We start from the raw sequence: 25,836 nt of genomic DNA, 5'->3' as shown, positions 1-25,836 counted from the left end.
GGTCTTTAAAAAACAAATTATAATCATATGAAAAACTATTTATTAATCCTTGCCTTCTTAGTCTGCACTTTGGCGCAGGCACAAATCGTGACAGATAAAAATATTAGCGACAATAGCTACGGTGAAAAAAAATTGAAGGATGCTCCAAAGAAAATTTACCTCAATCAGTTCTCCGTGAATTACCAATTGGTTGCCGCTAGCTCAGAAGCTAGTGCCGGAGGTAAAACAAGAGCTGAAATGGCTGTTGGGATGGTTGGAGTGGAAATTGACGTCATGCAGGAAATCACAAATAATGCCTATGCGATGGTGGTGAAAAAACTCCAAGATGCGGGAATTGAAATTGTAGGTTCAGATGAGGCTGGTAAAACTGAATTTTACAGCGACTGGACCAAAATGACTGGAGGTACTCCTTCAAAGGCTCAATTGATTGGCTATGTTTCTACAGTGCCTGCTGGATTTGATTATTATGTTAAGAAGATTGACAATAAAGGAAAAACCAAAGGTACTTTTTTGGATACTACGCCTAAGCTTTCGAAAGAAATGGGTGATATCCCAGTTTTTGAAGCCAACATCAGTTTCCAATTTGTGACCATTGAGGGTAACAGTTCTTATGTTACTGATGCGACCAAAATGAAGGGTGTGGTCAATTATCAATTGCCAGAATCTGCTATCGCAAAGTCTGCTGAGGGGGTTTTTGGCTCTAAAATAGAAGTCTCTCCCGTGGTGGCACGAATCGTTTGGAAAGGCGGTATGAATGGAGCTGGCGCAAATATTATTTTATCCTATAGCCCAAAAGGGGGAGTAGAAATTCCAGGAGTAATGGAGGAGAAGAAATTTAAGGAATATGTGACGCCAGACCGGAGCTATAATACGACTTATGCCGGTGTTTCATATACCAATAACAAGGAGCTGGAAGTTTCTCATCAGGTAAAAGCTGACCCTGCGGCTTTCAAGGAGAAAACTCAACAAGCGCTCAATGAATATTTGAGCTTGGTGGTGGATAATTTTATCGCCAGCCTGAATTAATTCAGAGACTTCGAAAGCGCTAAGGTGCTGGTTTGTTTGGAAACAGATCAGGTTCTTAGCGCTTCTTTTTTTATAATTTCAGCCAATTCCAAAGCGCATCCCCAAGCCACCGTGAATCCTGCTCCGCCATGTCCATAATTATGAAAAACATTGGGGAAATCCGGATCAAACTCAAATCGAACGGAGCTTCGCTTTGGACGAAGTCCGACCAACACTTCTAAAATTTCGGGGACTTGCGAGATTCCGGATTTTTTCAGCCGATCCAAAATGAGCTCAGTATCGCTTAGGTCTTCCTTTTCATTCCAGTCATTTTCATAATCCGTTCCGCCGATTACCGTATCCCCGCTTCGATTAATCAAATAAATGAGTGCTCCTTTTTTGGTGGGGTCAGCAAAAGATTGTTCTTTCAATTTTGTGCAGCGTAAAATCTGACCACGAATAGGGTATAACTCCTCATCCTGACAAATTTCCTTTGCCCCAAGACCGGTGCAGTTCACCACAAACTGATCCAGTGCTGCCAATTCTGCTAAAGAAGAAATCCCAGCCTGATGGAATGTACCTCCATGTACCAGAAAGTCTTCAAATAAATGAGGTAAATATAAACGAGGCTCAACCAAAGGAACTTCAGCAATTAACCCTTGCTCCATTCCATCTGGAAGTTTAGCCTTTTCGACTTCTTGCACTGACCCCGCTGGCAATTGCTTGACCCAATCGTTATTGGATTCGGAAGTATAGGCATTGATGAAGGGGATAAAAGTCACGCCATTTTCGGGGTTGATTTCCTCTTGGTATCGGGAAAAGGCCATTGCAGCCCAGCTATTTGTCTTTTCTTTGGGTGCGATTTCAAAGGGAAACCAGATTGCCCCAACCTTGCTGGAAAGGGTTTTTGCAAATTTTTCCTTGGCGATAAGCTTGACCTGAAACCCAGCTTCCTGAAGACTTCTCGCCGTGGTCAAGCCTATAATTCCAGAACCTACGACTGTCACTGATTTCATCTGTTTATATTTTGATTTTTACCGGTCAGATGGAATGCCCTTGAAAATCATCCCCCTGTGTGAGAAGACATTCTCATGGGCATTTCATGTGTTTATAATTTTTCTATTTGGCCACATGGAATCTCGCATAGGTTACAATCATCCCCGTGTGTGTCGATTCCGACATGCTCGATTTCATATGAATATAATTTGATTTTTATAGGTCATCCCGATATTTAGCGGGAGGAATCTCGCCGAAGCTAATAATCATACCACTGTGTGCCGCTTGTGACATGCTCGATTTCATATTTAAATCTTTATGTATATCCGCTTTTTTGCCAGTAAAGATCTTAAAGCAGTAAATAATCAGCTAAACTCTAGGTTCTAGGCCACTTCGGTCATCCGTCATCGGTCTTCCATCCAGTAAAACAAAGAAAATAAGCCTACTGGCATCTTTGCGGATAATCATATAAATCTTTTTCTTAACCCACATTCACATGGAATGCATGGCCAACTAAGGCCGTCAATCCCATGGCAACTGTCCCCCAAAATGTAATTCGGAGGATCGCTTTTCCTATTGGTGAGCCACCGGTTTTAGCCGCCAAAGCCCCTAAAATGATCAAGAAAAATAGAGCAAATCCATAAAGTGAATATTCCATGCCTTTCAAGGGGAGAAAGAGGGTGACCAAAAATGGAAGTAATCCGCCTACGCTGAAGGCCGCGCCTGAAGCGATGGCTGCCTGAATTGGTTTGGCTTGGCTAACTTCATTGAGTCCTAATTCATCCCGAATATGGGCGCCCAATGCATCATTTGCGGTAAGTTCTTTTGCCACAGTCAACGCAGTCTCTTTTTTGAGGCCTCTTTTCTCGTAGATCTCTGCCAACCGTTGTAATTCGAGTGCTGGCATTTCTTTTAATTCTATTTTCTCCCGTTGAATGTCGGCCTTCTCCACATCAGTTTGAGAGCTTACCGAGACGTATTCTCCCGCGGCCATAGATAAGGCTCCGGCCACTAATCCTGCTAAGGTTGCTAAGACAATCGGATCTCTTAAATCGCTGGCAGCAGCAACCCCAATGGCCAGACTGGCGGTAGATAAAATCCCATCATTTGCTCCAAGAACTGCAGCTCTCAACCAATTGCTTCGATGGATGTAGTGGTTTGCTAAATAGGGATCTACTTGTGGTGCGTTGTCATTCATCTTTTGCGGGTTTTAATGGTATTACCAATATCGCTAAAAAAATCTCAAATGGTATTTCTGAAAAAAAGCCCAATCAAGACCGACGTCTTATCATCTAGCCCTGCTTTTGTAAAAATTGTTTTATGTTTCTCCGCTTTTTCACCAGTTGATAGGGATAGCCCCTATAAAATTAGGGTAAGACCTGAATTTGGTTCGCATCGGTCACCGGTCATCCGACATCCGTCTAGAAAAGCAAAGAAAATAAGGCTTGTGGTAGCATTGCGGATAATCAAGAAAAGTTTACAGTAGCTTTTATTTACAGCAGATCATGAAATTCAAAAAAAGCCTTTAAAACTTCTTTCGGAGTTTCCACATGGGGGTAATGTCCGGAATTTTCCAGCAGGACAATATCTGCATTGGGAACCACTTCATCAAAGCGTGCTGCCGCATGTTTACCCGAAATAGGGTCTTCTATTCCGTTGATCAATCGTATTGGAACCACTGCATTTTCCATTGGCGTAACCCACCGCTCCCGGTATATTCTTCGTTCCTCCATGTATTGAATAAGTCTCGGCAACATGGATAAACCGTTATTTTCCGAAGTTAATTTCCAGGTCTCATGGATGAATTCCTCTGTTGGTGGATGAGCTTTGCTGAAAATTTTAGTCATACTCTTTTTTAGTGACTTTTCAGACATCAATTTAACTATTAAGGGTCCGAGAGGAGACAATAACAACTTTTGAATGAATAGCGCACGATGAGTTTCTGGAAATAAGCCTCCATTCATAAATACACATGACAACCAGTTTATTTTGGATGACTTTTCATATTGGCGAGCTAAAAGTTCCTGCGCAACCGTATCCCCTAGGTCATGAGCGAATAGATGAGCAGCTTTGATTCCAGACTTTATGGCTAATCCTTCTATTATATCAGCCTGCAAACTGATTGGTAAAGGCTGCTGCGGTTTAGCCGACTTTCCAAGCCCAATTAAGTCACTAGCCAAGACATCAAATTGCTCAGTCAAGGATGGCCATATAGCCTCAAAGTCCCAAGAAGATGAAGGGAATCCATGGATGCAAACAAGTGATTCTCCTTTTCCAGCTCGTTTGAAGAAAACCTTGTGATCAAGGATCAATTCTGTTTTCCCATCTGAATACCAATCTTTTGAGTTCATAGGCCTTGATTTGCTGCTGAATTGGTTACTGTTATGGTTTCTGGTGATTCTCCCTATTTCCGGAGCTATCGATCCGGGTTTAAGCATCTTTATTGCTTTAAAAGAGCTATTTAATAAGGAAACGCCACATTTTCAAGTTCTTATCTGTAACATGAAAACACGTATTAGTTTTAAAAAATAGGATCAATAGATTCTCCGCTTGTGTCTGTCACAAAACTCGTGTCTAAATATATATTACAATTGGGCATGCGTTCTTTTAGCACAAATGCTTTTTCAAGCAAGTTTTCATCAGATTCTGCGGAGGATAAAAACACTTCTTTCAGGCTTTGATTATCCAACAGTTCAGATAGATCTGCTAGCGTGATTTTGGTTTTAGTGATATTCAAACTTTCCAATGATTTCATTTGGTTGAAATACGGAATGCTTTTTTTGGTGACTTCTTTGTGTTTTCTCAAATAGAGTATTTTCAAATCCTTGAACGCACAGATGTGCTTTACGCCTTCATCCGTAACTAGTGTTTCTTTTAGATGAATCTCCAAAATCGATGAAACACGTAAGGATAGAAAATATAAAAAAATATCATCATTTTCAGAATCTATTGAGGTATACCCACTCCAATTTTTAGGGATATCTTCTAATTTTTCGATACGAAAATGGCGTTGCCAGAATTTCTTTTCTTCTTTTAGGAGGTTCATGTTTTGACTTTTGCCAAAATATAACAAGTAAAATAATCGCTGATGAGACCTATAACAATATCTACCTCATATTAGATATAGCATATCATCTGCTCTTAGCTAATTTCTCCAATACTAATCTTTGCTAAATCTTCTTTCGGAAGAATAAATCGGTCTGGCTAATTTCCCGTCCCGGCTCTCACCTTACCGTTATGTGATAGCAACTCTGCTTTCTTTCCTTGATGACGTAAATTTTGCCAGTCTGTTGGAAGTGATTGAGTACGGTTTCCAATTGTTTGATAGCCTTTTGATCGTAGGCCTTTATTCCATTGAATCTGATATAGGAGATATCAAATGAAACTCCAAAAGAATGAGAACTTTCTCCGGCAGTCGCATTTCGATTTCTCCGGCTCAGTTTCTTTTGTTGTTCTTCAGTGCGCGTGACGGAGGTAACAGTAAAAAAGTTCTCTCCCCCAGCAAGGGCCTGAAAGGTTTTGCCAAGCTCCTCCAGGACTTTTTTGGAAGCTTTGGTGATGTAGGGATGGCTATGAGTGAGGTCGTCCACATGGTATCCTACTCCTGAGTTTGCTTCCACCAAATCCCCTTTTTCTACCAGTTGAAAAAGTCTTTTTTCATCCTCTATTAGGCCAATTCCTTTTAGCTCCGCAGCTTGTAGGTGGTCCTCGTAAGCATCTTTGCTAAGCCTTCCTTTAAAGACCTTTAAGTCGGTGACGGCAAAAGTTTCTTCCGGTAAAGGCTCTACTGGTTCAGGAGCTTTGGGTTCCTTGTTATATTCCAGTAGGCTGCCATAAGTTTCTTTTAATTGTTTTTTAAGTTCCGGCTTGTAATTCACCATGGCCAGGCTACCAATTGAAAAAAGGGCAAAAAAGGAGAAGACTAGAATGAGGGTGGTTTTCTTCATTCGAAAATGGAATGCGTTTGTCAGTTTGATTCCCAATTTAAGGATAAGGACTGGTTCAAACGAAACAAATTAGCTTTCTAAATGGCAACTTTTTAGGGAAAAGGAGCTTAAGTGCTGATGGTAAGGGTAGTATCAGTAGAGTCTGATTTTACTGCGGCTAGTGGAAAAATAATTAGTATAAACTCCTTTAAAGATGTAATAATTCCCGACTACGGTACGGGATTACGTCTAGTCAAATTCCAGACTTCCCAAGATGGGGGATTTCAAATTCCCGTGGATTATATTCCCCATTTAGGGTGATTATTTTGTGGTTTTATAAATTGTTAGCGCTCTGAATTTTCCTAAAATCTAAACCGGGATAGATCTAAATAATAGATAATCAATAGATTGTGTGTGTTTTATTGGCTTTTGACTTAAGATTTGTCAATCAAGGCATTTGGTTTGGTTTTCTTAGATCTAAATAAACAACCATGAAAAATCAACTGATCAAGTACTCGCAAAATATATTCATGTTTTTTCTAGCAATGTCTGTAAGCTTAACTACTTATGCTCAGAATGGTGGACTTGATATTGATATAAATATCGGTAAACCTGAATGGTATGAACAGACTTGGGTTTGGATAGTAGGAGCCGCAGTATTTATTCTTGTTTTAGTGGCAATCCTTAGGAAAAAAAGATAAACCAAGCCAAAAGAAAAAGCCATGTTCAACATTGATTGAACATGGCTTTTTTTATTACTCGATTTCCACCGTCACTGTATTGTCATCCGGGAGTCGATCAATCAGCTTATTAAGCGGATCAATGCCTGCTTTTGCCGGTTCGCCTTTGACTCTAATGGTTAACGTGTTTTCACCGGGCTTGATTTTGTATTTCTGCAAGTACAGCGTATTTACGCGATCTTTTCCTTGCTCATCTTTGTCATCCGCGGCAAAGATCCCAATATCAATATAGTCACCATCGTAAGTGGCATTGCTTTCCATCCCGGAGCCATCTGCATATAATTTCTGAGAGCTAAACTTGATCGTCACATCATATTCTCCATCGGCGATTTTCGTGGCATTTACCTCTTGAGCTTTATTATCATAAAGTGTGATCTTATTCCAGGTATCATCCAAATAATACATCAAGCTGTCGGGAGTCTTCGCTGCCAAGTGTCGATAGAGATCCGAACTTCCTGGGAATGGTGGAGCCTGACGTAATCCGAATTCCTTGTTGAAATTATATAGCGCCGAGTCCATCGCATCTGCACCGATCAGGTCACGAAGTCCATAAAGAATCAAACTTCCTTTATTGTACCACTGATAGGGACGGTTACAGTTGATAAAGACATTTTCCTTTTTGCCTTCATTCGATCGACCACTGAGATAATCATCCAGTTCGTCCTTCAGGAATCGTTTCATATTCTCTTTGCCGTATTTGCGTTCCGAAAGAATCAAGGCTGAGAATTCTGCCAAAGCTTCGGAAGTCAAATTCGATCCCCGTGTATAGTTTGGCGTGATCTGATGTCCCCACCACTGGTGTGCCAGCTCATGCGCAGTCACGTAATACACGTAGTCAAAGCTATTCGGGTCGGAGAAGTCTGCCACCCAACCGAAGCTTTCTGCAAAGGGAACCGTATTCGGAAAAGACTGTGCAAAACCGGCATAGCGTGGGAATTCCAAGATCCGCATCTGTCTGAATTGGAAATCACCGTAGGTTTCAGAGAAGTAGGTCAAGCCGTCTTTGTAGGAACTGACAAAGCGATCCAAGTTGTACTCATGTCCTTTTTGGTAATAGATTTCGATGTCGATTTCCTTTCCGGACGGCAAGGTGGTCTTGTCTCGAAGCACTTCATACTCGGCAGAAAGAACCGAGAAGAAAGCCTGAATTGGAGTGTCTTGAATGTAATGGAAGTAGCGGCGATCGCCTTCGATCCATTCTTTCTGTAAGTAACCTGGGGCGATGGCAATCTGGCTTGGGATGGTACTTACTGTCGCCTCAAACTGAATCAAATCTGCTTCATCAGCGAATAAGAGTGTGTTTCTTCCATAAGGATCATCATGTGGAGGAAGATCCTCAGGCTTTTCAGGAAGTTCATATTCTCGGCGCTTCTCGTCGCTGCTCAGTTCCCCGTCAGCAGAATAGCCAATCTCTGGCATTCCGCCAGCAATAAAGCTTCCATTGTACACGAGCTCACGTCCGAAGCCGGAATTTGGGAAACCATCATTGATGACTTTGCTTTTGACCACAAGATTCAGTGTATCGCCTGGCATCATCGTCTGAGGTAAAGCGGTTATTTTATACCATTCACGATTTGGCTTTTTCCCAAAAATCTGGAATTTGGGAGCATCATAGACTAGTGGAAAGCGGTAGGCTAGCGGTTCCCCTTGATAAAGAATCTCAAAATCCGTTAAGCTCGTGCTGTTGAAATGCACCGAGTCGATGGGTTCATTGGTTTTGTTAACCATTTGAACTTCCGCTTCGAAATAGGCATCTCGCTCCATTGGATAGAGATCCGCTTTGAGATTCACTTTCGTGACTTTTGGTTGAGGCATAAATTCATATTGCTTCAGCTGCTTTTCATAGGCCACTTGTCGTAGTTCCCCTTCGTCGCCTGTGATGAATCCATTTTCATACACGACCGAATTGAAAATATAGGCTCCTGCAGCAAAACCTATAATTAAGAAGACATATGCCGCAATAGAGGTTTTTTGGGTCATTCTGCTTTTAGCAGTTTTCCAGGTGTTTTTGAAGGAATTCTCTGTGCCTCTGCTATAGAATATGCTGAAGAAAAGAATCAGGAATAGGCCGATCGCAGTCCAGTAAAGATTAAACCAGAATAAAGGTTCTCCAAAATGTCCCAAGCCATTCATATCACTCCAACGGTAGCCGGGCTTGTAGGAGAAAAAGAACATATTGAAATTATATCCTGCGAAATCACGGAAAACGATCATCACCAGCCAAATTCCGATGGCAGCAGCATGGCCCGCAAATTTGTTATTCACCACTAAGTGGACAGCAAATACCAGCATCACCATTTGGAGGTAATCAGGAAGGGAAATCAAATAGCTATCGACAAGGTAAACCCCGATATCATAATTGAAATAGCCTTTCAGTGTCTGCACTGCCAATCCTACAATAATTGGAATAGTAGCCAGCATCAAACAGATAAATGCCATTCCGGCAAACTTTGAGGCGATTACAGTACCGTCCTTTACAGGAAAGGTATCATTGATGACCGAATAGCCTGAAGACTTATCTCGGTGTAAACTCTCTCCGGTAAAAAACACAATGATAATAAATACAAAGAGATTGTAATCAAAGGTCTTGTACTCCATCAAAAAGGAAGTGGAGGGGAAATTTGGAACACTATAGAGTGTATTTCCAATCCAAAAATCCAGAATCAAAAACACTAATCCTCCGAGTAAGATCGACTTGAAGTAGATGTCCTTGAAGATATTTTGGAACTCGATTTTGGAAAGCGTTTTGAAGCTGTTCCATTGGTAATTTCCGGCAAAGCTTGATTTTGCAATTACTTTTTGAAGCATTGGAGTGCTCGCTTCTTCTTTCTCAGCTTTTGACTTTTTCTGTTGTGTTTGGAAGAAATAGGTAAAGCTAAATCGCATGTAAGCGGCAATGAAAAAGATAAATCCAATCCCAATCCATAGAAGTCGATTGATCAAGAGATTTCCAGCAATAGGAAGGATAAAACTATTCTGCTCATAAGGAGTCAAGTAGCGCGTTTGGAAATTGAAGGTATTGATCCCAAAAGGATCCATAATTTCTACCAAGTTCTTGTTTTCGATATCCTGCGCCAGAAAATTGGCCAAGAGGTAAATGATGAACACCACAATTCCCCCGGAATAGATGGATTTGATATTTCGGGTAAAAACAATCAAGGCAAAGAACAGCGAACCTGCCAACCAAAGGTTAGGAATGGAAAGTGTGATCCAAGGATGCAAGTAATTCATCAGCACATTTGGACCGTAACGGAGCGCATCTGTACCAAAGAGAGGCCCGAGAAGCGTCCCTAAATAAAATCCCACAATGCTACCGAAAGAGATAAACATTAGGGTCACAAAGGAACCCCAGAATCTTCCCATAAAGTAGGCAAACTTTGAAATCGGATAGCTAAAGAGGAAGGTGCCTGTTTTATGCTCTAGATCTCGGTAGATGGGAACTCCCATCACAGCCGATGCAATCAAAATTCCGAAAATTGAAATCAATAACTGAAGGTTAGCGATCACAATTGGAGCATTGTGATAAACCTTCTCCGAGGCTGGGGTATTACCAAATCCTACCAACAGTAAGGGTACGATTAGCAGCATCCCAAAATAGATATAAGTCGCCGGGCGACTGAATCTATATTTCAGTTCAAAAATGAATATATCTAAAAACATAGCAGGCTTATATGGTGATAGGATCTACTTTCTTAGAAATATGGCTGAAGTAAACATCCTCCAGATCTGCCGGAACTGGCACGAATCCATCACCAGGATTTTCTTCACTTTCAATTCGTAAGCTGAGCTTGCCTTCCAAAAGTTTGGTGGAGATCACAGAATACTTTTCTCTGTAGATTCCCAAATCAGATTTCTCGATGGATTTCTTATAGATTTTCCCGTTGACCGAGGCAATCCCATCTGCCGGCTTTCCTTGCATGAGCACCTCCCCTTGGCAGATAATCGCCATGTTGGAGCAGAGGGTATTCACATCTTCTACGATATGAGTGGAAAGAATCACAATGGTATTTTCTCCGATTTCAGAGAGCAAATTATAGAATCGGTTTCGCTCAGATGGATCCAATCCAGCAGTTGGCTCATCAACAATAATTAAAGAAGGATTTCCAACCAAAGCCTGGGCTATCCCGAATCGCTGGCGCATTCCGCCTGAATAAGTCCCGAGCCCTTTCTTTCGATGGGAGTAAAGATTTACTTTTTGAAGCAGGTTTTCCACGAGGGCTTTTCGCTCGCTTTTGCTTCCAATTCCTTTCATCTGTGCGATGTGATCCAGCATCACTTCTGCATTGATCCGCGGATAAAGTCCAAAATCCTGTGGCAAATACCCTAGGCGTTCGCGTACGGCTTGCTTATTCTCGATGACATTGATATCATCCAAAAAAATGGTCCCAGAATCCGGATCCTGGAGGGTTGCTATGGTTCGCATGAGTGTTGATTTTCCTGCTCCGTTTGGTCCGAGTAAGCCGAACATTCCCTGTGGAATAGTTAAAGAAATGTCATTCAAAGCCTTAACGCCATTGGCATAAGTTTTTGAAAGATTTTTGATGATTAGTTCCATTTTAAGAGGTTTTTAAAGATGATGGTGGTTTGGATTTTCTTGAAAAATTAGAATCACTTTGACTCTTAGCACTTTGAATATAAGAAAATGATTTTAATGTCACTTTTAAGTTGGTAGCAAATTCTATTTCAACTGTTAGATGCGGATTTATACTAGGAAGTTGCTCTTGCTTGGTTTTTTTAATCGCTGGTTCAATAAACTCCTGCAACTTCAATCTTATCTTTGAACTCAATTAGAATCCTTCCTTTTATGAAAAGCTCAACTCCCCTAGTACTACTTCTCTTCATTTTTGCTGTTTCCTCTTGTACCAAAATGGATTTTCTAAGAGAGTCAGGGCAGTTGGAATCTTTTGCAGAAATGGTCCAAGCAGGGGTAAAACCTATCGCGCTTAGTGAGCCTATGAGTTCGGCTGAGCTCGATTTGTTTCTGCCGGAGGCAAAGCGCTTGGCCGAGAAATATGAAATTGAGATTTTCAGAGAGCCTGCATTGATTGGAACAAGTCTATTTGATTCGGCTGTGGTGGAGGGAAAGGAAGTGCTGATTTTATACAAAGGGAAAAGTCTTGATGCTTATCAATTACTAAAAGCCGAGGCAAATGAATTGGCTGTAAAAGGAGCTTATTCTGGCGCTAAGAAAGAAGCCATTTCCAGAGCTTTTGGTAGACTCCTCGGCTACCCAGCTTCCCGAATCAATGACTTGCTGGCGCAAAATTCGGAGTTCAGGGATTTGGAAGACTTTGGAATTAAAGGGCAAGAATTGAGTTGGTTTTACAAAGATTTGCCTGCGGCTAAGCTATTTTATGGAAAGACACTAGGCTTGAAAATGATTGCCGAAGATGATCATTCTGCAACTTTTCAAATTGCAGGAGATTCGAAGTTGGTTTTGAGAAGTATGGGAGGAAGTGCCTATACTGGCAAGGAAGACAAGTCGGTTGCCTTAGCACTTTTGACAGATAATCTGGAAGCTTGGTATACGCATCTTCAAGACGAAAAAGTTGAAATCAAATATACCTTAAAGGTCAAGCCAGATGGAGCTCATGATGGTTTTGTTGCGGTAGATCCAGAGGGCTATTTGTTGGAATTTGAAATGTTCCGAATGCATCCCGAGAATGAGCGATTTATTCCTGAGCTGAAAGGACTCACGCCACAAGCGACGAATTTGGGCGCTGAGTTTAATTTTTATGCAAGCATTACCTGGTTGTACTACAAAGACATGCTTCCGATGGAGAACTTTGTAACCGAAAAGCTGGGATTGGAGTTGTCCGCGGATCAAGGCTGGGCCAAGATCTATAAGGCATCACAAAACAGCTATTTGGGATTGGTGGATGAAAAGCGTGGGATGAATAGTTTTTCTGAGGAGAAACTGGTAGAGGTGAAATTTGATTTAGAAGATTCAAAAGGCTGGGAAGAATACTTGAATAAAACCTCAAAAGACTCGACTCGGATGACTGGAACGTTCAAGGATCTGGGAGGGTATGTATTTCGATTATTTTAACCGTAAAATACTTTTTAATAAAACCACATAGCCACATAGGTCACATAGCTTAGCTAATTAACTCTAAACTCAATCCCTTTAAAATGGGTCTAGAGCGTCATAATATTTATTTACAAAGGTTTTTTGGCCTTGATGGAAAACATTACCAACATTGAAATTTATCAAAAGCCCTTTTGGGACCTTAAGAAGGTTTATATAGTTGATTACTTGAGCTTGGTGAATTGGTAATAATTCCGAAACCGATTTAAGCTCCACAACAATCATCTCCTCTACAAGAAAATCACATCTAAATTCAGTGTCTATCCTTTGTCCTTTGTATTCCAGAGGGACTTTTAATTCTTGACGGAAAATAATTTCTTGATTTTTAAATTCTATTGCCAAGCATTTTTGGTAAACGCTCTCTAATAGACCTGGACCTAAATGCCTATGTACTTCAATTGCGGCTCCCATAATCTTGTAGGATAGATTATCTAGCGCTTTCTTAGATGGAATCATTGTTTTCTTTAAAAGTTAGTAAGAAAATCACTTTCATACCTCTTCTATAATAATCTAAAAACTATGTTTTCTATGTGACTATGTGGTTTAATTTAAAAATGTGACTATTTGGTTTAATTAGTATTTTAGAGCACAAACCACCAAGCGGCTTCCTGTCATGAAAAAAACTCTATTTGTAATCCTTTTTGTTTTTACCGGTTTTTTGGCGCAAGCCACTGAGCTGGTGCAACTGATCAACACCTATCAGGCGGATTATGGCGCTTTGCGTCGCTTATACTCGAATCCCCTTTCAGCGGAGTATTTTCAGCGGATGCAACGCTTCAACCAAGAGTATATGAAGTCTTTGCAATTCTATAATTATGATTCATTTTCCGAAGACGGAAAGATCGATTATGTGCTTTTTCGCAACTATTTAGAAAAGGAACTCGCGGAATTAGACTTAGATAAAAGGGCTTTCGGAGAGATTTCTTCTGTTTTAGCTTTTGCTCCTCCTTTGGAAGAGTTTGTAAAAGGAAGAAGAAGAGCCGTGAGGCCTAAGGCACAGGACTTGGCTGCGAGTTGGAATCAGGTGGCTTTGCAAATCGATCAGCAGCTCAAAGCTTTACCCGCTCAATCGAAATATACCAGCTGGCAGAAAGCCGATCTTGCTGCGCAGGGGGTTGAATCCTTGAATAAAGTAACTGCTGAGGCCTATAGCTATTACTATGATTATGATCCTGAGTTTACTTGGTGGATGCCTGCCTCTTGGAAAAAGCTAGACGCATCAATGAAAGCCTATGCCAAAGGCTTGCGTGAGCATTATACCAATTCGGTAAAAGACGATGGAAGTGGAATTATAGGAAGACCAATCGGTAGGGAAGCTTTAGAAAACCAATTGGCATTTGAAATGATTGCTTATTCTCCGGAGGAATTGATCAAGGAAGCTGAAAAACAGTTTGCTTGGTGCGAGAAGGAAATGCTCAAAGCTTCGAATGAGTTGGGCTTCGGAAATGATTGGAAAGCTGCTTTGGAAATGGTCAAGGAAACCTATCTGCCAGAAGGAGAATGGCCAGCAGAGGTGATTCGATTGGCAGAGGAAGCGACGGATTATGTGGAGTCTAACGACCTAGTAACCGTGCCTCCTTTGGCAAAAGAGACTTGGAGAACCATTATGATTTCGGCAGAGCGTCAGCGGGTGAGTCCCTTCTTTCTAGGAGGGGAAGTGATTCAGATTGCTTATCCGACCACGGAGATGAGTTTTGAGGACAAAATGATGTCCATGCGTGGAAATAACCCACATTTCTCGAGAGCGACCGTGCAGCATGAATTGATTCCGGGACATCACTTGCAACAGTTTATGAACCAACGCTACATGACGCATCGTCGAATATTCCGTACGCCATTCTGGACAGAAGGCTGGGCACTGTATTGGGAATTTGTGTTGTGGGATCGGGATTTTCCGAGGGATGCCAAGGATAAAGTGGGGATGCTTTTCTGGAGAATGCACCGCTGTGCACGAATCATATTCTCGTTGAATTATCATCTAGGAAATATGACTCCACAAGAATGTATCGATCTTTTGGTGGACAAAGTAGGGCATGAGCGAGCGAATGCGGAAGCTGAGGTTCGACGTTCTTTTGAGGGAAGCTATGGACCGCTTTACCAGATTGCTTATATGATTGGCGCTTTGGAGTTTTATGCGATGCGGGCGGAAATGGTCGATTCAGGGAAAATGGGAGAGAAGGAATTTCATGATTTGATTCTGACTCAGAATACCATGCCAGTGGAGATTTTACGAGCGAAAGTAACTGGGAAACCACTTAAGAAAGATCATAAGGCCAGCTGGAGGTTTTTGGATTGAGGTTTTTTCGGTGGACCAAGTCGGAGATGGTGGTGGGTTTTGATTTCTCGCAGCGTCGTGACTAGAAATAAGAAGCCTAATTGCTCATCAAAGAAAAAACACTAAATTCCTAATTCAAAAAATAAATGAGTATGACAAGTTTGGAAACTATCGGATATCTTCTTTTTGTGGGCATCCAGTTCGCATTTATAATTGCGGTTTTCTGGTTGGTTTTTTACTACGCTTGGAAAACCTGGAAGGAATTCAGAAAGAGTTAGTGTCAAAAAAAAAGGAAGCCCATTTGAGCTTCCTTTTTTAGATTTAAACCATAGTTATTTTTTCTGTAAGTAGTATTTGCTGTTCTTTTTCAAAGTGATGATGATTACTCCATTTTTTCCTTTGTCACCATATTCAAATGTAGCAGTAGGGCCTTTTATTACACTAATGGATTCGATATCATTGGGATTGATATCCTTGAGATCAGTTTTCTCTACTTCCCCATCTTTAGTTTTGATGATGTAAAGTGGTGTAGTATCTGGGTTACCATTTTCTGCTTCGATAGTGACTTTAGGCTCGAAACCGTATGCTGGCTGACCTATTCGAATATTGCTAGTTCCTAGGGGGCTGGGAGTGGGTTTTGCAAAAAAAGTCCCTGTTCCTGCTAAACCTTTGACCCTTTCGTACTCCAACATTTTTTGCTGTGGACTTGTCAACTCATTTTTGATCGCCACTAGTGTATTTAGTTGCTTTTTCTTCAGCTGCCCCTCTAATCGGAGTACTTCATCCATTTGCTTATTGACTAAAACAGGATCGATTTTCGATTCCTCAAGCATAGATTTCAAACGGGCTGTTGCTGCATCCAGATCCCACTTCAACGTACTGAAATCACTTGCGTTATCGGTATGTATTTTCTTGATTTTCGCAGCTTGTGCATCAGTTAGTCCAAGTTTCTCTCTGTTCTCCATGATCCGGTCTGCGGAATACAGATTTTTCTGATAGATGTCCTGAGCAAAAGTTAGAGTGGAGCAGAGCAGGAGCGCGATAAGCAGTAAATGTTTCATAAGATGTTGGTTTAGAATTCGGTTAACAAGGAGGAGGTACCAGACTCCCAGGTATCCAAGTAGGAGCTTTCTTTGATTTTGAATTGCTGTTCATCATTTGGGCCCTCCTCTAGGGTGATTATGATCACTTCGGCAGGAGTTTCCGACACAGGTTCTTTTTCAAAGAAGAGGAATCCTGCCAGAAATAAACTCGCGGCTATTCCAACTGGAATGATCCAATTAATGGAGCGGGTTTTTGGCTTGGGGAATTCAGGAATTTCCAGATTTTGATCTTTGGTTCGCATGTCCTCAAAGAAGCTTTTGATCAATTCGTCATTTTCCATGGTTCGCTTCTGTTTGTGATTTTAAAATCAATTCTTTTAATTTTTTCTTGCCTCTGGCATAGTGCGTTCGGGCCGTGCCGAGTTGGATCTGTAGCACTTCTGCACTTTGTTCTATGGTCATCTGATGATAAAACACCATCAAAATCACTTGCTGCTGCATACTTGGAAGCAATTTGATGATCGCATCGTAATCGGTATAATCAACTTCCTCCGGAAGATCGATCAACTCATGATCTTCAGCTAATGGGAGCATTCTCCCGCCTTTTCGGAGCTCATCTACCGCAGTATATCGGATGATGGAAAAAAGCCAAGTCTTTGCTTTTGCAGCATCATTAAGTTTTGCTTTTCCCTCCAAGATTTTCAAGTAAGTGAGTTGGAGTACATCTTTAGCCAATTCAGAATCAAAACCGCAACACTGCCTTGCCCAGATATAGGCTTCCCGATGGTGGGACTCGAGCAGTTGTTGAAGTGAGGTTCGATTCATTTACAGCTATATGTCGGAGAAAAAGTAAAATATAGGACAAGTCTTTTAAAAAATTCTGAAATATAAAGTCAGAAGTCTGAAAACTTACTTCGATCTGAGTGCTCTGCCCACTGTCTACTGCCCACTGTCCACTGCCTTCTGTTTTAATTTTTTAACCTGGAAAAGATAGGCCAAAGTAAATTCCAGATTGGTAGAGGACATTTCGAATACTCGGTCCAGATTCTCAGGATTGGTGAAATCGTATGCAAAACGGACTTCTCCCGCTAGGGTGCTTTTTCCGAAAAGTTTGGAAATACCTGCACCTGCGGTGATTCCATACATCAACTTTTTAGGTTGATCGTCCTCACCTCCGTAAGTAGGAAGAATGGTGGAATTTGAATTTTCAAATTCCCTTCGAAGATCCTGAGCGTTTAATAAATAGCCGAAATGAGGACCAATTTTGATTTGAAAGCGTCCGGACTTTCCTATAAAAAAACTGGAAACCAAAGGCATTTTCAAATAATTGAATTCAGTTTCATTGATCAAGATAGGATCATCCACCCCATTCTCTTCTGCAAATCCAATACTCAGGTACTGAAGATTAGCCTCAATTCCAGCATTTTTCGAATTGAAATGCTCAAACACTAAGGCAAATGTCTGCCTCCCAATGCCTGGCACAGAACTCGCTCTTGATCCCGGCGTAGAACGATAGCTATAAGAAGAAGTCGTGTACCCACCTCGGATTCCAATGCTGGTTTGGGCAAAGCTAGCCGACATTGAAGTCAATAAAAGAATGAAAATACCAATCAATCGCATGTCCAAAAGTAATAATTTATCTGAGGGATTGGGTTTATTTAGCATTGATCGTGATGCTTCCGGATACCGGTAAACCGTCAAGTCCCAAGCCGCGAACATGGATGGTTATGGGTCCTCCTGTTTCATTGGTATAAAACGAAATTGTAACATTCCCAGAGTCATCATTTACCAGGTAGGGATTCCAATACAAGGTCTGTCGGAGATCCTTTAAGCTTTGATCTGTTTCTTGAGAATAGTCCATTTGATAAAAAGAAGATGTCGGCTGGAACCCTTCGATTTCAAATTCTCTAAAACCTGTCGATTTGGCTTCCCCAATCTGCGGAGCGTTTGGATCAAAGTTTTTCAAATAAACTGCAATTACACCGTTTCGACCATCATCGCCCAGCATGGATACCGTTCTTGATACGATTTCTACTCGATCTACATCAAATGGGTTAATGCTCTTCAAATTGTCTGATGCAGTTGTACTTCCTGTGGTGACCATCATACTTCCATTGAGCATGACGATTGGTTCCATACTCCCTGATACTGAAGTGGCGCCTGATCGAATTCGGATTTGCTGTCTTCCGCTGGAGCCTTCTACGGTCACCCGCATCCCAGGTACGTTTCCTGCAAGGCTATTTACCAAGTCTGTGGTATTGCCAGTTCCGAGTAATTTGTCTCCTTTGACGACGTAGCTTGGGGTTCCATAAATTGCCTTAGGCGTTTTTGGAGTTCCTTTTTCCTCGACAGTCACCGAATCTAACTCCTGATATTCTGGGTCCATTCCCAAAGACCGAATGGGATCTGCTACGGTTTTTACTTCTGGAAAATATGCGCCAGCCGGTAAAGCAACCGGAGCTTTAAGCGGCTCAACCAATTCTACATTTGAAACTGGTTTTCCTTTACGGTCAGTTGCCTGGATCGCCAAATCCATCTTGCCATAAAATTCCATTTCCTGCATGGCAAATTCCCCATCCCGGTTGGTCTCCATCTCCAACATTCCCTCAAAATCATTGACAAAGATCACCACCTGTCCAGAAGTAGGTTTACCTTTTTCATCGTAGATGATTCCCTTCTGATTTAAGTTTTTTTCCACTTCGTAGGAAAAGCGATCCAGCCCCATGGTTTCCGGGATTTTTTCTAAAGCCAATTCTTTTTGAATGGATTTCGATTCACGGATTGGGATGATTTGATTTTGATCGAGAGCTGATACCGAGAGCGTTGCCTGAACAGGAAGATTTCTTTCATTTCTCGCTTGGATCGTTAAGGTGACTTTTTCCTTTGGTCCATATTGAGGCTTATCCGAAAGGATTTTCACACGGTCCATACCTGGGAAAGATGCTTTTTCACTTTCCACAACTCTTTGATAAGGAGTCAAAACACGAATTGCTGTTGTGAAATAATGATTCGGCCCATAGTTTCTGTTCCAGTTGGTGTAGGCTCTGAGGTAATATTTTTCCTGGCTTAGCGTATCTGGTAATCTGAAATCGCCAACTACGATTCCATTCATGATTTTAAACTTTTTTTCTACAATAAAATCTCGATCACCATTGATTATTTCTACATGTAGCACCTTACTCAATTCGTCTCTTAGATAGGGGTTCCCATAGTTGAAATAAGCTTTGAAATACAACTGGTCGCCAGCGTAATAGTAGGGTTTGTCGGTATGAACGTAGATTTTTTCCTGAAAATTAGCAGCTGTTCGCTCCAAATTTTGGAGCTGGATTGCTTTTTCTGCATCGTAATCCAAAGGCAAAAGCGTTGAAATCCGCTTTCTGTCCATATCTCCTGAAAAGACCAATTCCTGTGGATTGAGTACCATTCCATTTTCGCGAACTCTTACTATGGATTTGTTCACTTCCAACCAAGAAACAGGGTAAGGAGCATCCACATAAGTATTGACTTGCGAATAACCTTTTTGATAATGAATCTCAATCCTACCCTTCATATTAATGAGGTATTCTCCGGGTTTATCAGCTGGACTGATCAGGTTTTCGGGTTTGTATGCCACTACAGACTTCCCAAGCTCATTTGCAAAAACATCTGTCCGCATGTTCATACTTGGTGATCCTCCCGGTTTGTCTCCATAGAGGTAGAATCCTTCTTTCTCCTGTTCCCCTTTGATCATTGCCCGAAACATATTCATCGGAGATTTTTGATAGACCAAAGCTCTGTTTTGCTCCCATCCGGCACGTTGGGTTTCAGAATCGGGTACCATTTCTTCAAATCTTGCTGCGCCTACGATACGGTAATTAGTGGGTGAGTTGTAAAATTCCTTTAAATCAAAATTGATTTTATAGCCCAAGTATTTATTAATGATTTCAATCGGGGCATAGGCTGACGCCAAAAAAGAATTTTTATCCTCGCCTTCGGCAAAGTCAATGACCCAAGGATTTTCGATACTGGATAGTGCTGCTACTTCATCATTTCCGAGAAATAAGTTCTGAAATTTCCGAAGGTCTCTTTCCCAGGATTTATCCCTTGAAGCTTTGATTTCTACATCTGAAAGCTCTTGAGCAAAGGGGTTCATGTTGTGATTGACCGTCGTTGTTCCTCCTGGATTCAGGGTTACATTCTTGGTTATAGCTTCGTAGCCCAAGAAAGAGAAGCCAATCTCCACAGGTCCCGGTTCTAATCCTGAGATGGTATATTTTCCATCCAAATCAGTGACAGTAGCAATAGTGGTATTATTGATAAAGACATTGCAATAGGGGAGAGTCTCACCAGTTTCAGCATCGGTGACCACCCCGGTGATTGTTACGGTTTGCGCTGAAACCAAAAGGGATATTTCTAAAAATAATACTAGAGAGAGAAATAGTTTTTTCATATTAATAAATATACTGAGTGCCTTGTTTTCAAAAGTAAAAGACTCAATTATTTTACATTCAAAACAAAATGTCCATAGACGGGTTCACCAAAATTTGTAATTCCTTTAATCTCCAACCATATTGGTCCAGCTTGATTTCCTGTGGTAAACAGGATTTTTTGACTAAGCGTGTTTTCTGTGCTGATTAGATTTGGGTTCCAATATAGAACTGGTCGCTGAGTTTGATTGGTATCAGTGGCTTTTTTGATTTTCTCAAGCAGCCATTCCTTTTTGGGAAATCCTTCAATAGAAAAGGATTGGAATGAATTCATGTTAGCCATAATTGCTTCTTCATATTCTTTCCCTGTTTTAGTGAAGATCGATATCACGCCATTTCTACCTTGGTCACCAAGCGTAGGGACTAATCTCCGTATCACTTCGACACGGTCTATAGCAAATACGTTGATCCGTGCTAACACATCGATCACAGGCGTGCCGGCGAGAGCTGCAGGAATGCCATTAATCATTACTAGTGGTTCCCCGCCTCGGAATTTTACAGCGGTTGGAGTTCCCCCTACTTGCATTCCGGGAATTTTTGAGGCTAATAGAAAAAGGAACTGCTGGGAATCACCATTTAATTGTAGTTCGGATGGATCCACGATATTATCTGGTGTTCCATATGGTACTGGCCCTTCTTTTCTTTCCCGAGTGGATTCGATTACGGCCTCTTCCATCAATACCTCGCCGCCTTGCATTCCGGAAATAATTTCTTGTTTTGACAGAAAAGTGTTTTCAGCTAAAATGGTTTTTGGATACTCAAATTCTGGGATTTTTATTTCCTCACCAAAGCGCTTGATTTCAAGACTTTTAGAACTCCGAACATTTCCATCTCTGGGGGTCGCTTTCATTGCTATCTCAAACGAACCTTCAAACTGCCTATCCGATAGCATGAATGCACCATCATCAGATCCAGTGGCTGTTTGTACTCGGTCTTCTAGCCCATTTAGAAGCAATTCGGCAGACCCCCGAATAGGTTTTCCATCTTGATCATAAATTTTTCCTATAAGACTAAAACCAAATTCACTATCGATTAGAAAATTTTTACTAGATAAGTCAGGTTTCTTCAATTCCAAGGCTTCCATTATACCTTGTGGTTCGGAAGATGGTTGGGTCTGATTTAAATCTAACACAGCTACGGACAGATTAGCATTAATCGGGTTTCCCTTGTCATCTCTTACCATGATATTGATGCCTACTTCCTCATTTGGGCCATAGTTTTGTTTGTCTGAAAAAAATGAAACACCCTGTGAAATATCTTTCAAAGTTCTTGAAGGAGGAAAATTCTCTAAACCAATGATTTGAAGGGGTTGGAAAAACACCCCATCCTCTCCATAATTTGTGCTCCATGCGGTGTAGGCTTTGAGCACATAGTTGCCTTGATTCAGCATATCTTTAGGTTCCAAAACACCCTGAGATAAACCATTTTCGATTCGAAATACCCGATGAAAAATTAATTTTCCAGCATCATCCAGCAGCTCTACATGCAAGACTTTGCTCAACTCATCTGCAAAAGCTACATCTCCATATCGAATATATGCCTTGAAAAAAATAGGCTCATTTTGCCAATAATATCCTCTGTCAGTATGGAGATATATTCGCTCCTGCATCCCCTCGGCTGTCCTTTCGAGATTTTTCAGCCGAATGATTTTTTCTCCTTCAAAATTGCTAGGGAGAAGAAGAACTGGGCTTTTCTCTTCAATTTCTCCTGAGATTTGGAGTTCTTCCGGATGGACTAACGCACCATTTGACTTGACCGAAACATATTCACCAGAATATGAAAAAGTGACTTTTTTGGAATTGGGTAAAGTAAGCTGGGTAGGATTGGTAAAGATCAGTTTGTATTCTCCGGGGTTGTCTCCATAGTAAACCTTGGGTTGAGGCTCTGGATTAAAATTAGCTGTTTCGCCAGAAAGCAAGCGGACCATTTGATTCTCTATCGAATTTTCAAATAGAGCCATTTGAGTCGACCGAGTTGCTTGCTTAGCCTGAGATGTAAGTTGTTCAATTTCAAAGTAAGTATAATCTGCTTTAAGACTCACCTTACTTTCATTTAAATGAAATGGCTCAAAATAGCTAGTCACCAGGTAACCTGATTCTAAATTTCTAAAGAATATAGCTTCAGAAGCAGAGACTTTTACTTTCTTTCCCGTTTCCTCAAAAAGTAAAACTTCAGGGTTGACTAATAGAACCGGGCTATCATTATCCTTTAACCCTAGAAATACTTTTATGAAAAGCTCGGTGTATTTTTCTCTTTTCTTTTTGGATAGTTCTTGTGGAATTGGAGCGAAATCAGTCAAAGGCCTTAACTGATAGTTTTGATTTGTTTGAGACTTTTCGATGATAATGTCGGCCGTGCTCGAATGAAAATTTGGATGAAAGAATTTTATCTGCCAAAATCCCAATGGCATTTCTGGCATAATAAAGTTCCCAGAGCTATCTGTATAAGCTTGGTAACTGGTACTAGGCACAAAAATATGAGCTCCTGCGACTGGATCACCAGTAATTTCGTCAACAATATTCCCACTGAAGTCACTGGATTGTGCGTTTGACAAAGTTTCTGACAAAAGGAGGAAGAGCAATGAAAAAAAAATAATACGCATGTTTTTGAAATACTGATTTGTTTATCAAAATAATAAAAAAAGCCCCATAACGGAGCTTTTAATTTTAAATTTTCAAATAAATTAAGATTTTGGTTTTTTGCCTTTTTTTGACTCATCCAAATCATCCCGATCTTTCAACTTTTTATCTTCAACATTCTTGTTGAGAAACTCATTGATTTTATCAATTGGGAAGGAAGATGAAATCTCGCCGAAGGAATTGATTTGCATTTTGAATCCCTTCAATTCCTCATGAACTTTGGGATCTGCTTCCGTTTTTTTCTTCTTCGTCATATGATTAGTCGATTATTTCTAAGGTGTCTAACGCAAATCTGATCCGATTGGCTACTTCTTTTGTGCCTAAAATCGCAAAAACTTCCATTAAATCCGGACCGACGCCCGAACCAGTTACTGACAGGCGAACTGCTTGCATGACTTTTCCTAGCTTGATTCCTTGTGCTTCTGCAGTTGCTTCCAAAAGACTTTTCGCAGATCCAGCATCAAAAGTGCCATCAAACTGATCTAATTCACCAGCATAGGCGGTCAACACTTTTACTGCCTCCTGATTCCATTTTTTGGATGCAATAGCTTGATCAAAAGCTTCCAACTTCTGAAGGATAAATTTATTCTGACTCCAAAAATCAGCTGGAAAAGTAACCCGATCTTTTGTCAGTTGGACAATTGCTTCTGCCTTTTCTCTAGAAACTTCAACTCCTTCAGCCTTTGCATCTGCTATTAGAAAATCCGCCAACTCGGTTGTTGACATGGCTCTTATATACTGCTCATTGAACCATTTGGCTTTTGCGATATCGAATTTTGTACCTGCCTTTCCAATTCGTTCGATCGAAAAGGCCTCTATCAATTCTTCAAGAGAGAAAATTTCTCGATCATCTCCGGGATTCCATCCCAAGAAAGCCAAGAAATTCAAAAAAGCATCTGGTAAATAACCCTGCTCCCGGAATCCTGCAGCAGTTTCACCTGTTTCCTGATTGATCCAATTGATCGGAAAAACCGGGAATCCCAATTTGTCTCCATCCCGCTTGGAGAGTTTACCGTTCCCATCAGGCTTTAGTAATAGCGGTAAGTGTGCAAATTCAGGCATGGTATCTTCCCAGCCAAAAAACTTATACAACAATACGTGAAGTGGGGCGGACGGAAGCCACTCTTCACCACGAATCACGTGGGTGATTCGCATTAAGTGATCGTCTACAATATTCGCCAGGTGGTAGGTAGGCATCCCGTCTGATTTCATCAATACTTTGTCATCCAGTGTAGAGGAGTGAACCATGATCCATCCTCGAATCATGTCATTTAATCGTACTTCCTCTTTTCTGGGAATTTTTACACGAATGACATACGGCTCACCGGATTCCAATCTTGCTTTCACCTCATCCTCAGGAAGTGTAAGCGAGTTTTTCATTTGAGTTCTGGTAATGCTGTTGTATTGAGGTTGTACCATACGGGCAGCAGTCAATCGCTCACGCATGGCTTCCAATTCATCTGAAGTATCAAATGCATAATAGGCATGACCTTTTTCTACTAGATCCAGCGCATACTGCATGTAGCTTGCTTTCCGCTCTGACTGTCGATAAGGAGCAGAGTCTCCTGGTTTCCAAGGGCTTTCGTCAAAGGTGATTCCCAACCATTCCAAGGAATCTTTGATGTACTCTTCCGCTCCAGGCACAAATCGATTTTGATCGGTATCTTCAATTCGTAGGAGGAATTTTCCTCCCATTTTTTTTGCAAAGAGGTAATTGTATAGGGCGGTTCTCACCCCGCCGATGTGTAATGGCCCTGTAGGTGATGGGGCAAATCTTAAGCGAACTTCTTTCGTCATGTTTTATCTCATTAGCCAAAACTGAATTGGCTTTATTAATCTTGGATCAGGGGGCAAAGATAGGAAATTGTCCGGTAAGGCTAAGAGAAGGGGATGTTGATAAATTGAGCCTAAAAACTATAAAAAATCTGGATTTAGTAAAACTTCAATTTGATAATTTGAATTCAGATCTTTTTTTCCAGCCATCTGGAAAGGAAAAATGCGGTCAGACAAATGCCCGTAGCTGCTCCGAAAACTAACGTAGACCAGAAGATAGAGCCTGGTTCAGGTTGATATTTCCAAAAAGAAAAGTTGAATTGAATAACCCAGTCATTAAGTCCACCCTGGTAGGCGAGGTAAGTCAATCCACCAAAAACTGCCACGCAGAAAGCCAAAAAGAGTTGAATAATTTTGAGTGCAACTTTTCCTAGTGCTAGGCCGGGATCAAAGTTTACAGTTTCCATCCTTAAATAAGTTTATTGAGCTTTAAGTTAGTATCAAAAACCAGAAAAGGAACCCATTGCTAGGTTCCTTTTTGATTTCAAGCGTGTGAAATCTTACTTTCTCACTCTGATTTTTTCCTTGATACGTGCAGCTTTACCCTGACGTCCTCTTAGGTAGAATAGACGAGCTCTTCTTACTTTACCTTGTCTTAATAGATCGATTTGCTCGATCGCTGGAGAGATGATAGGGAGGATACGCTCTACACCGATTCCAAAATGAATCTTATAACCTTTTTTTAAAAGTTTGCGATTTATATATATATATAGAGGTGTCCGCTTAACATCATATCATATTTGAGATATACATTTTATCTGCTTTTACCATTCTGATGATTAGATTATTGAAGATGGTGTCTTTGTTCTGGGAGCGATTAATTCG

At 41.0% G+C, this 25,836-nt stretch carries 22 protein-coding genes and 2 pseudogenes; 4 read left to right on the top strand and 20 right to left on the bottom strand.

Annotation, left to right across the window (positions count from 1 at the left end; translation table 11 throughout):
* Positions 1-27 precede the first annotated feature (27 nt).
* Positions 28-1,026 carry a hypothetical protein gene (locus tag P8O16_RS04190; protein WP_300311176.1) on the top strand — a complete coding sequence of 333 codons (999 nt, stop codon included), beginning with the start codon at positions 28-30 and terminating at the stop codon, positions 1,024-1,026.
* A gap of 47 nt (positions 1,027-1,073) precedes the next feature.
* Here the strand turns inward: P8O16_RS04190 and P8O16_RS04185 are convergent, their stop codons facing one another.
* The 5 genes from P8O16_RS04185 to P8O16_RS04165 all read right to left on the bottom strand — a co-directional run bounded on the left by P8O16_RS04185 (position 1,074) and on the right by P8O16_RS04165 (position 5,948).
* Positions 1,074-2,021, bottom strand: a complete 948-nt coding sequence (locus tag P8O16_RS04185) for an FAD-dependent oxidoreductase (protein WP_300311174.1) — start codon at positions 2,019-2,021, stop codon at positions 1,074-1,076.
* Positions 2,022-2,482: 461 nt separating this feature from the next.
* On the bottom strand, positions 2,483-3,199 hold the full coding sequence (locus P8O16_RS04180) for a VIT family protein (RefSeq protein WP_300311172.1): 717 nt from the start codon (positions 3,197-3,199) through the stop codon (positions 2,483-2,485).
* Positions 3,200-3,494: 295 nt separating this feature from the next.
* On the bottom strand, positions 3,495-4,352 hold the full coding sequence (locus P8O16_RS04175; protein ID WP_300311170.1) for an alpha/beta hydrolase: 858 nt from the start codon (positions 4,350-4,352) through the stop codon (positions 3,495-3,497).
* A 170-nt stretch (positions 4,353-4,522) separates the two neighbouring features.
* Positions 4,523-5,047 carry a hypothetical protein gene (locus P8O16_RS04170; RefSeq protein WP_300311168.1) on the bottom strand — a complete coding sequence of 175 codons (525 nt, stop codon included), beginning with the start codon at positions 5,045-5,047 and terminating at the stop codon, positions 4,523-4,525.
* 178 nt (positions 5,048-5,225) lie between these two features.
* Complete coding sequence (locus P8O16_RS04165; protein ID WP_300311166.1) at positions 5,226-5,948, bottom strand: DUF5715 family protein; 723 nt, start codon at positions 5,946-5,948, stop codon at positions 5,226-5,228.
* Between the two features lie 509 nt (positions 5,949-6,457).
* Here P8O16_RS04165 and P8O16_RS04160 point away from each other — a divergent pair.
* Entirely contained in the window at positions 6,458-6,628 is a 171-nt protein-coding gene (locus tag P8O16_RS04160) for a hypothetical protein (protein ID WP_300311164.1), read from the top strand.
* A 54-nt stretch (positions 6,629-6,682) separates the two neighbouring features.
* On the opposite strand, the gene P8O16_RS04155 is transcribed toward P8O16_RS04160, so the two are convergent.
* Genes P8O16_RS04155 through P8O16_RS04145 form a run of 3 tightly spaced genes read right to left on the bottom strand, consistent with a single transcriptional unit; the run spans position 6,683 to position 11,436 of the window.
* A complete protein-coding gene (locus tag P8O16_RS04155; RefSeq protein WP_300311162.1) occupies positions 6,683-10,327 on the bottom strand; it encodes a M1 family aminopeptidase in 3,645 nt (1,214 codons plus the stop codon).
* Positions 10,328-10,334: 7 nt separating this feature from the next.
* A complete protein-coding gene (locus tag P8O16_RS04150) occupies positions 10,335-11,222 on the bottom strand; it encodes an ABC transporter ATP-binding protein (RefSeq protein WP_300311160.1) in 888 nt (295 codons plus the stop codon).
* A 1-nt stretch (position 11,223) separates the two neighbouring features.
* A complete protein-coding gene (locus P8O16_RS04145) occupies positions 11,224-11,436 on the bottom strand; it encodes a hypothetical protein (protein ID WP_300311158.1) in 213 nt (70 codons plus the stop codon).
* Positions 11,437-11,471: 35 nt separating this feature from the next.
* Here P8O16_RS04145 and P8O16_RS04140 point away from each other — a divergent pair, with 35 nt between their 5' ends.
* A complete protein-coding gene (locus P8O16_RS04140) occupies positions 11,472-12,716 on the top strand; it encodes a VOC family protein (protein WP_300311156.1) in 1,245 nt (414 codons plus the stop codon).
* A gap of 78 nt (positions 12,717-12,794) precedes the next feature.
* On the opposite strand, the gene P8O16_RS04135 is transcribed toward P8O16_RS04140, so the two are convergent.
* Positions 12,795-13,211, bottom strand: coding sequence for a GxxExxY protein (locus P8O16_RS04135; protein WP_300311154.1), 417 nt, complete (start codon positions 13,209-13,211; stop codon positions 12,795-12,797).
* A gap of 157 nt (positions 13,212-13,368) precedes the next feature.
* On the opposite strand from P8O16_RS04135, the gene P8O16_RS04130 reads away from it, so the two are divergent.
* The gene (locus P8O16_RS04130; RefSeq protein WP_300311152.1) at positions 13,369-15,051 is read left to right on the top strand and encodes a DUF885 family protein; all 1,683 of its coding nucleotides are present in this window, start codon (positions 13,369-13,371) and stop codon (positions 15,049-15,051) included.
* A gap of 311 nt (positions 15,052-15,362) precedes the next feature.
* Here the strand turns inward: P8O16_RS04130 and P8O16_RS04125 are convergent, their stop codons facing one another.
* From P8O16_RS04125 to P8O16_RS04075, 11 genes and pseudogenes are all read right to left on the bottom strand, one after another.
* Positions 15,363-16,091 (bottom strand): periplasmic heavy metal sensor, encoded by a 729-nt coding sequence (locus P8O16_RS04125; protein ID WP_300311151.1) that lies wholly within the window; start codon positions 16,089-16,091, stop codon positions 15,363-15,365.
* An 11-nt stretch (positions 16,092-16,102) separates the two neighbouring features.
* Positions 16,103-16,414 (bottom strand): hypothetical protein, encoded by a 312-nt coding sequence (locus tag P8O16_RS04120; protein ID WP_300311149.1) that lies wholly within the window; start codon positions 16,412-16,414, stop codon positions 16,103-16,105.
* The gene (locus P8O16_RS04115; RefSeq protein ID WP_300311147.1) at positions 16,404-16,898 is read right to left on the bottom strand and encodes an RNA polymerase sigma factor; all 495 of its coding nucleotides are present in this window, start codon (positions 16,896-16,898) and stop codon (positions 16,404-16,406) included. The genes P8O16_RS04120 and P8O16_RS04115 overlap by 11 nt, the downstream gene beginning before the upstream one ends.
* Before the next feature lie 114 nt (positions 16,899-17,012).
* Positions 17,013-17,738: an outer membrane beta-barrel protein gene (locus P8O16_RS04110; RefSeq protein WP_300311145.1), complete on the bottom strand. Its 726-nt coding sequence runs from the start codon at positions 17,736-17,738 to the stop codon at positions 17,013-17,015.
* The gene (locus tag P8O16_RS04105) at positions 17,728-20,502 is read right to left on the bottom strand and encodes a carboxypeptidase-like regulatory domain-containing protein (protein WP_300311143.1); all 2,775 of its coding nucleotides are present in this window, start codon (positions 20,500-20,502) and stop codon (positions 17,728-17,730) included. Before P8O16_RS04105 ends, P8O16_RS04110 begins: the two co-directional genes overlap by 11 nt.
* 47 nt (positions 20,503-20,549) lie before the next feature.
* On the bottom strand, positions 20,550-23,141 hold the full coding sequence (locus tag P8O16_RS04100) for a carboxypeptidase regulatory-like domain-containing protein (protein WP_300311141.1): 2,592 nt from the start codon (positions 23,139-23,141) through the stop codon (positions 20,550-20,552).
* An 81-nt stretch (positions 23,142-23,222) separates the two neighbouring features.
* Positions 23,223-23,432, bottom strand: a complete 210-nt coding sequence (locus P8O16_RS04095; RefSeq protein ID WP_300311139.1) for a hypothetical protein — start codon at positions 23,430-23,432, stop codon at positions 23,223-23,225.
* Positions 23,433-23,436: 4 nt separating this feature from the next.
* Positions 23,437-24,975, bottom strand: coding sequence for a glutamate--tRNA ligase (gltX, locus tag P8O16_RS04090; RefSeq protein ID WP_300311137.1), 1,539 nt, complete (start codon positions 24,973-24,975; stop codon positions 23,437-23,439).
* Positions 24,976-25,139: 164 nt separating this feature from the next.
* On the bottom strand, positions 25,140-25,418 hold the full coding sequence (locus P8O16_RS04085) for a hypothetical protein (RefSeq protein ID WP_300311135.1): 279 nt from the start codon (positions 25,416-25,418) through the stop codon (positions 25,140-25,142).
* Between the two features lie 93 nt (positions 25,419-25,511).
* A pseudogene (locus P8O16_RS04080) lies at positions 25,512-25,670 on the bottom strand (50S ribosomal protein L19); the annotation flags it as partial.
* A 70-nt stretch (positions 25,671-25,740) separates the two neighbouring features.
* Positions 25,741-25,836 (bottom strand): annotated as a pseudogene (locus tag P8O16_RS04075) (IS1595 family transposase); the annotation flags it as partial.

The organism is Algoriphagus sp. (assembly GCF_029254265.1).
Classification (GTDB): domain Bacteria; phylum Bacteroidota; class Bacteroidia; order Cytophagales; family Cyclobacteriaceae; genus Algoriphagus.
Note: the sequence above shows the minus strand (reverse complement) of the source record. Positions and strands in the feature narration are given on the sequence as shown.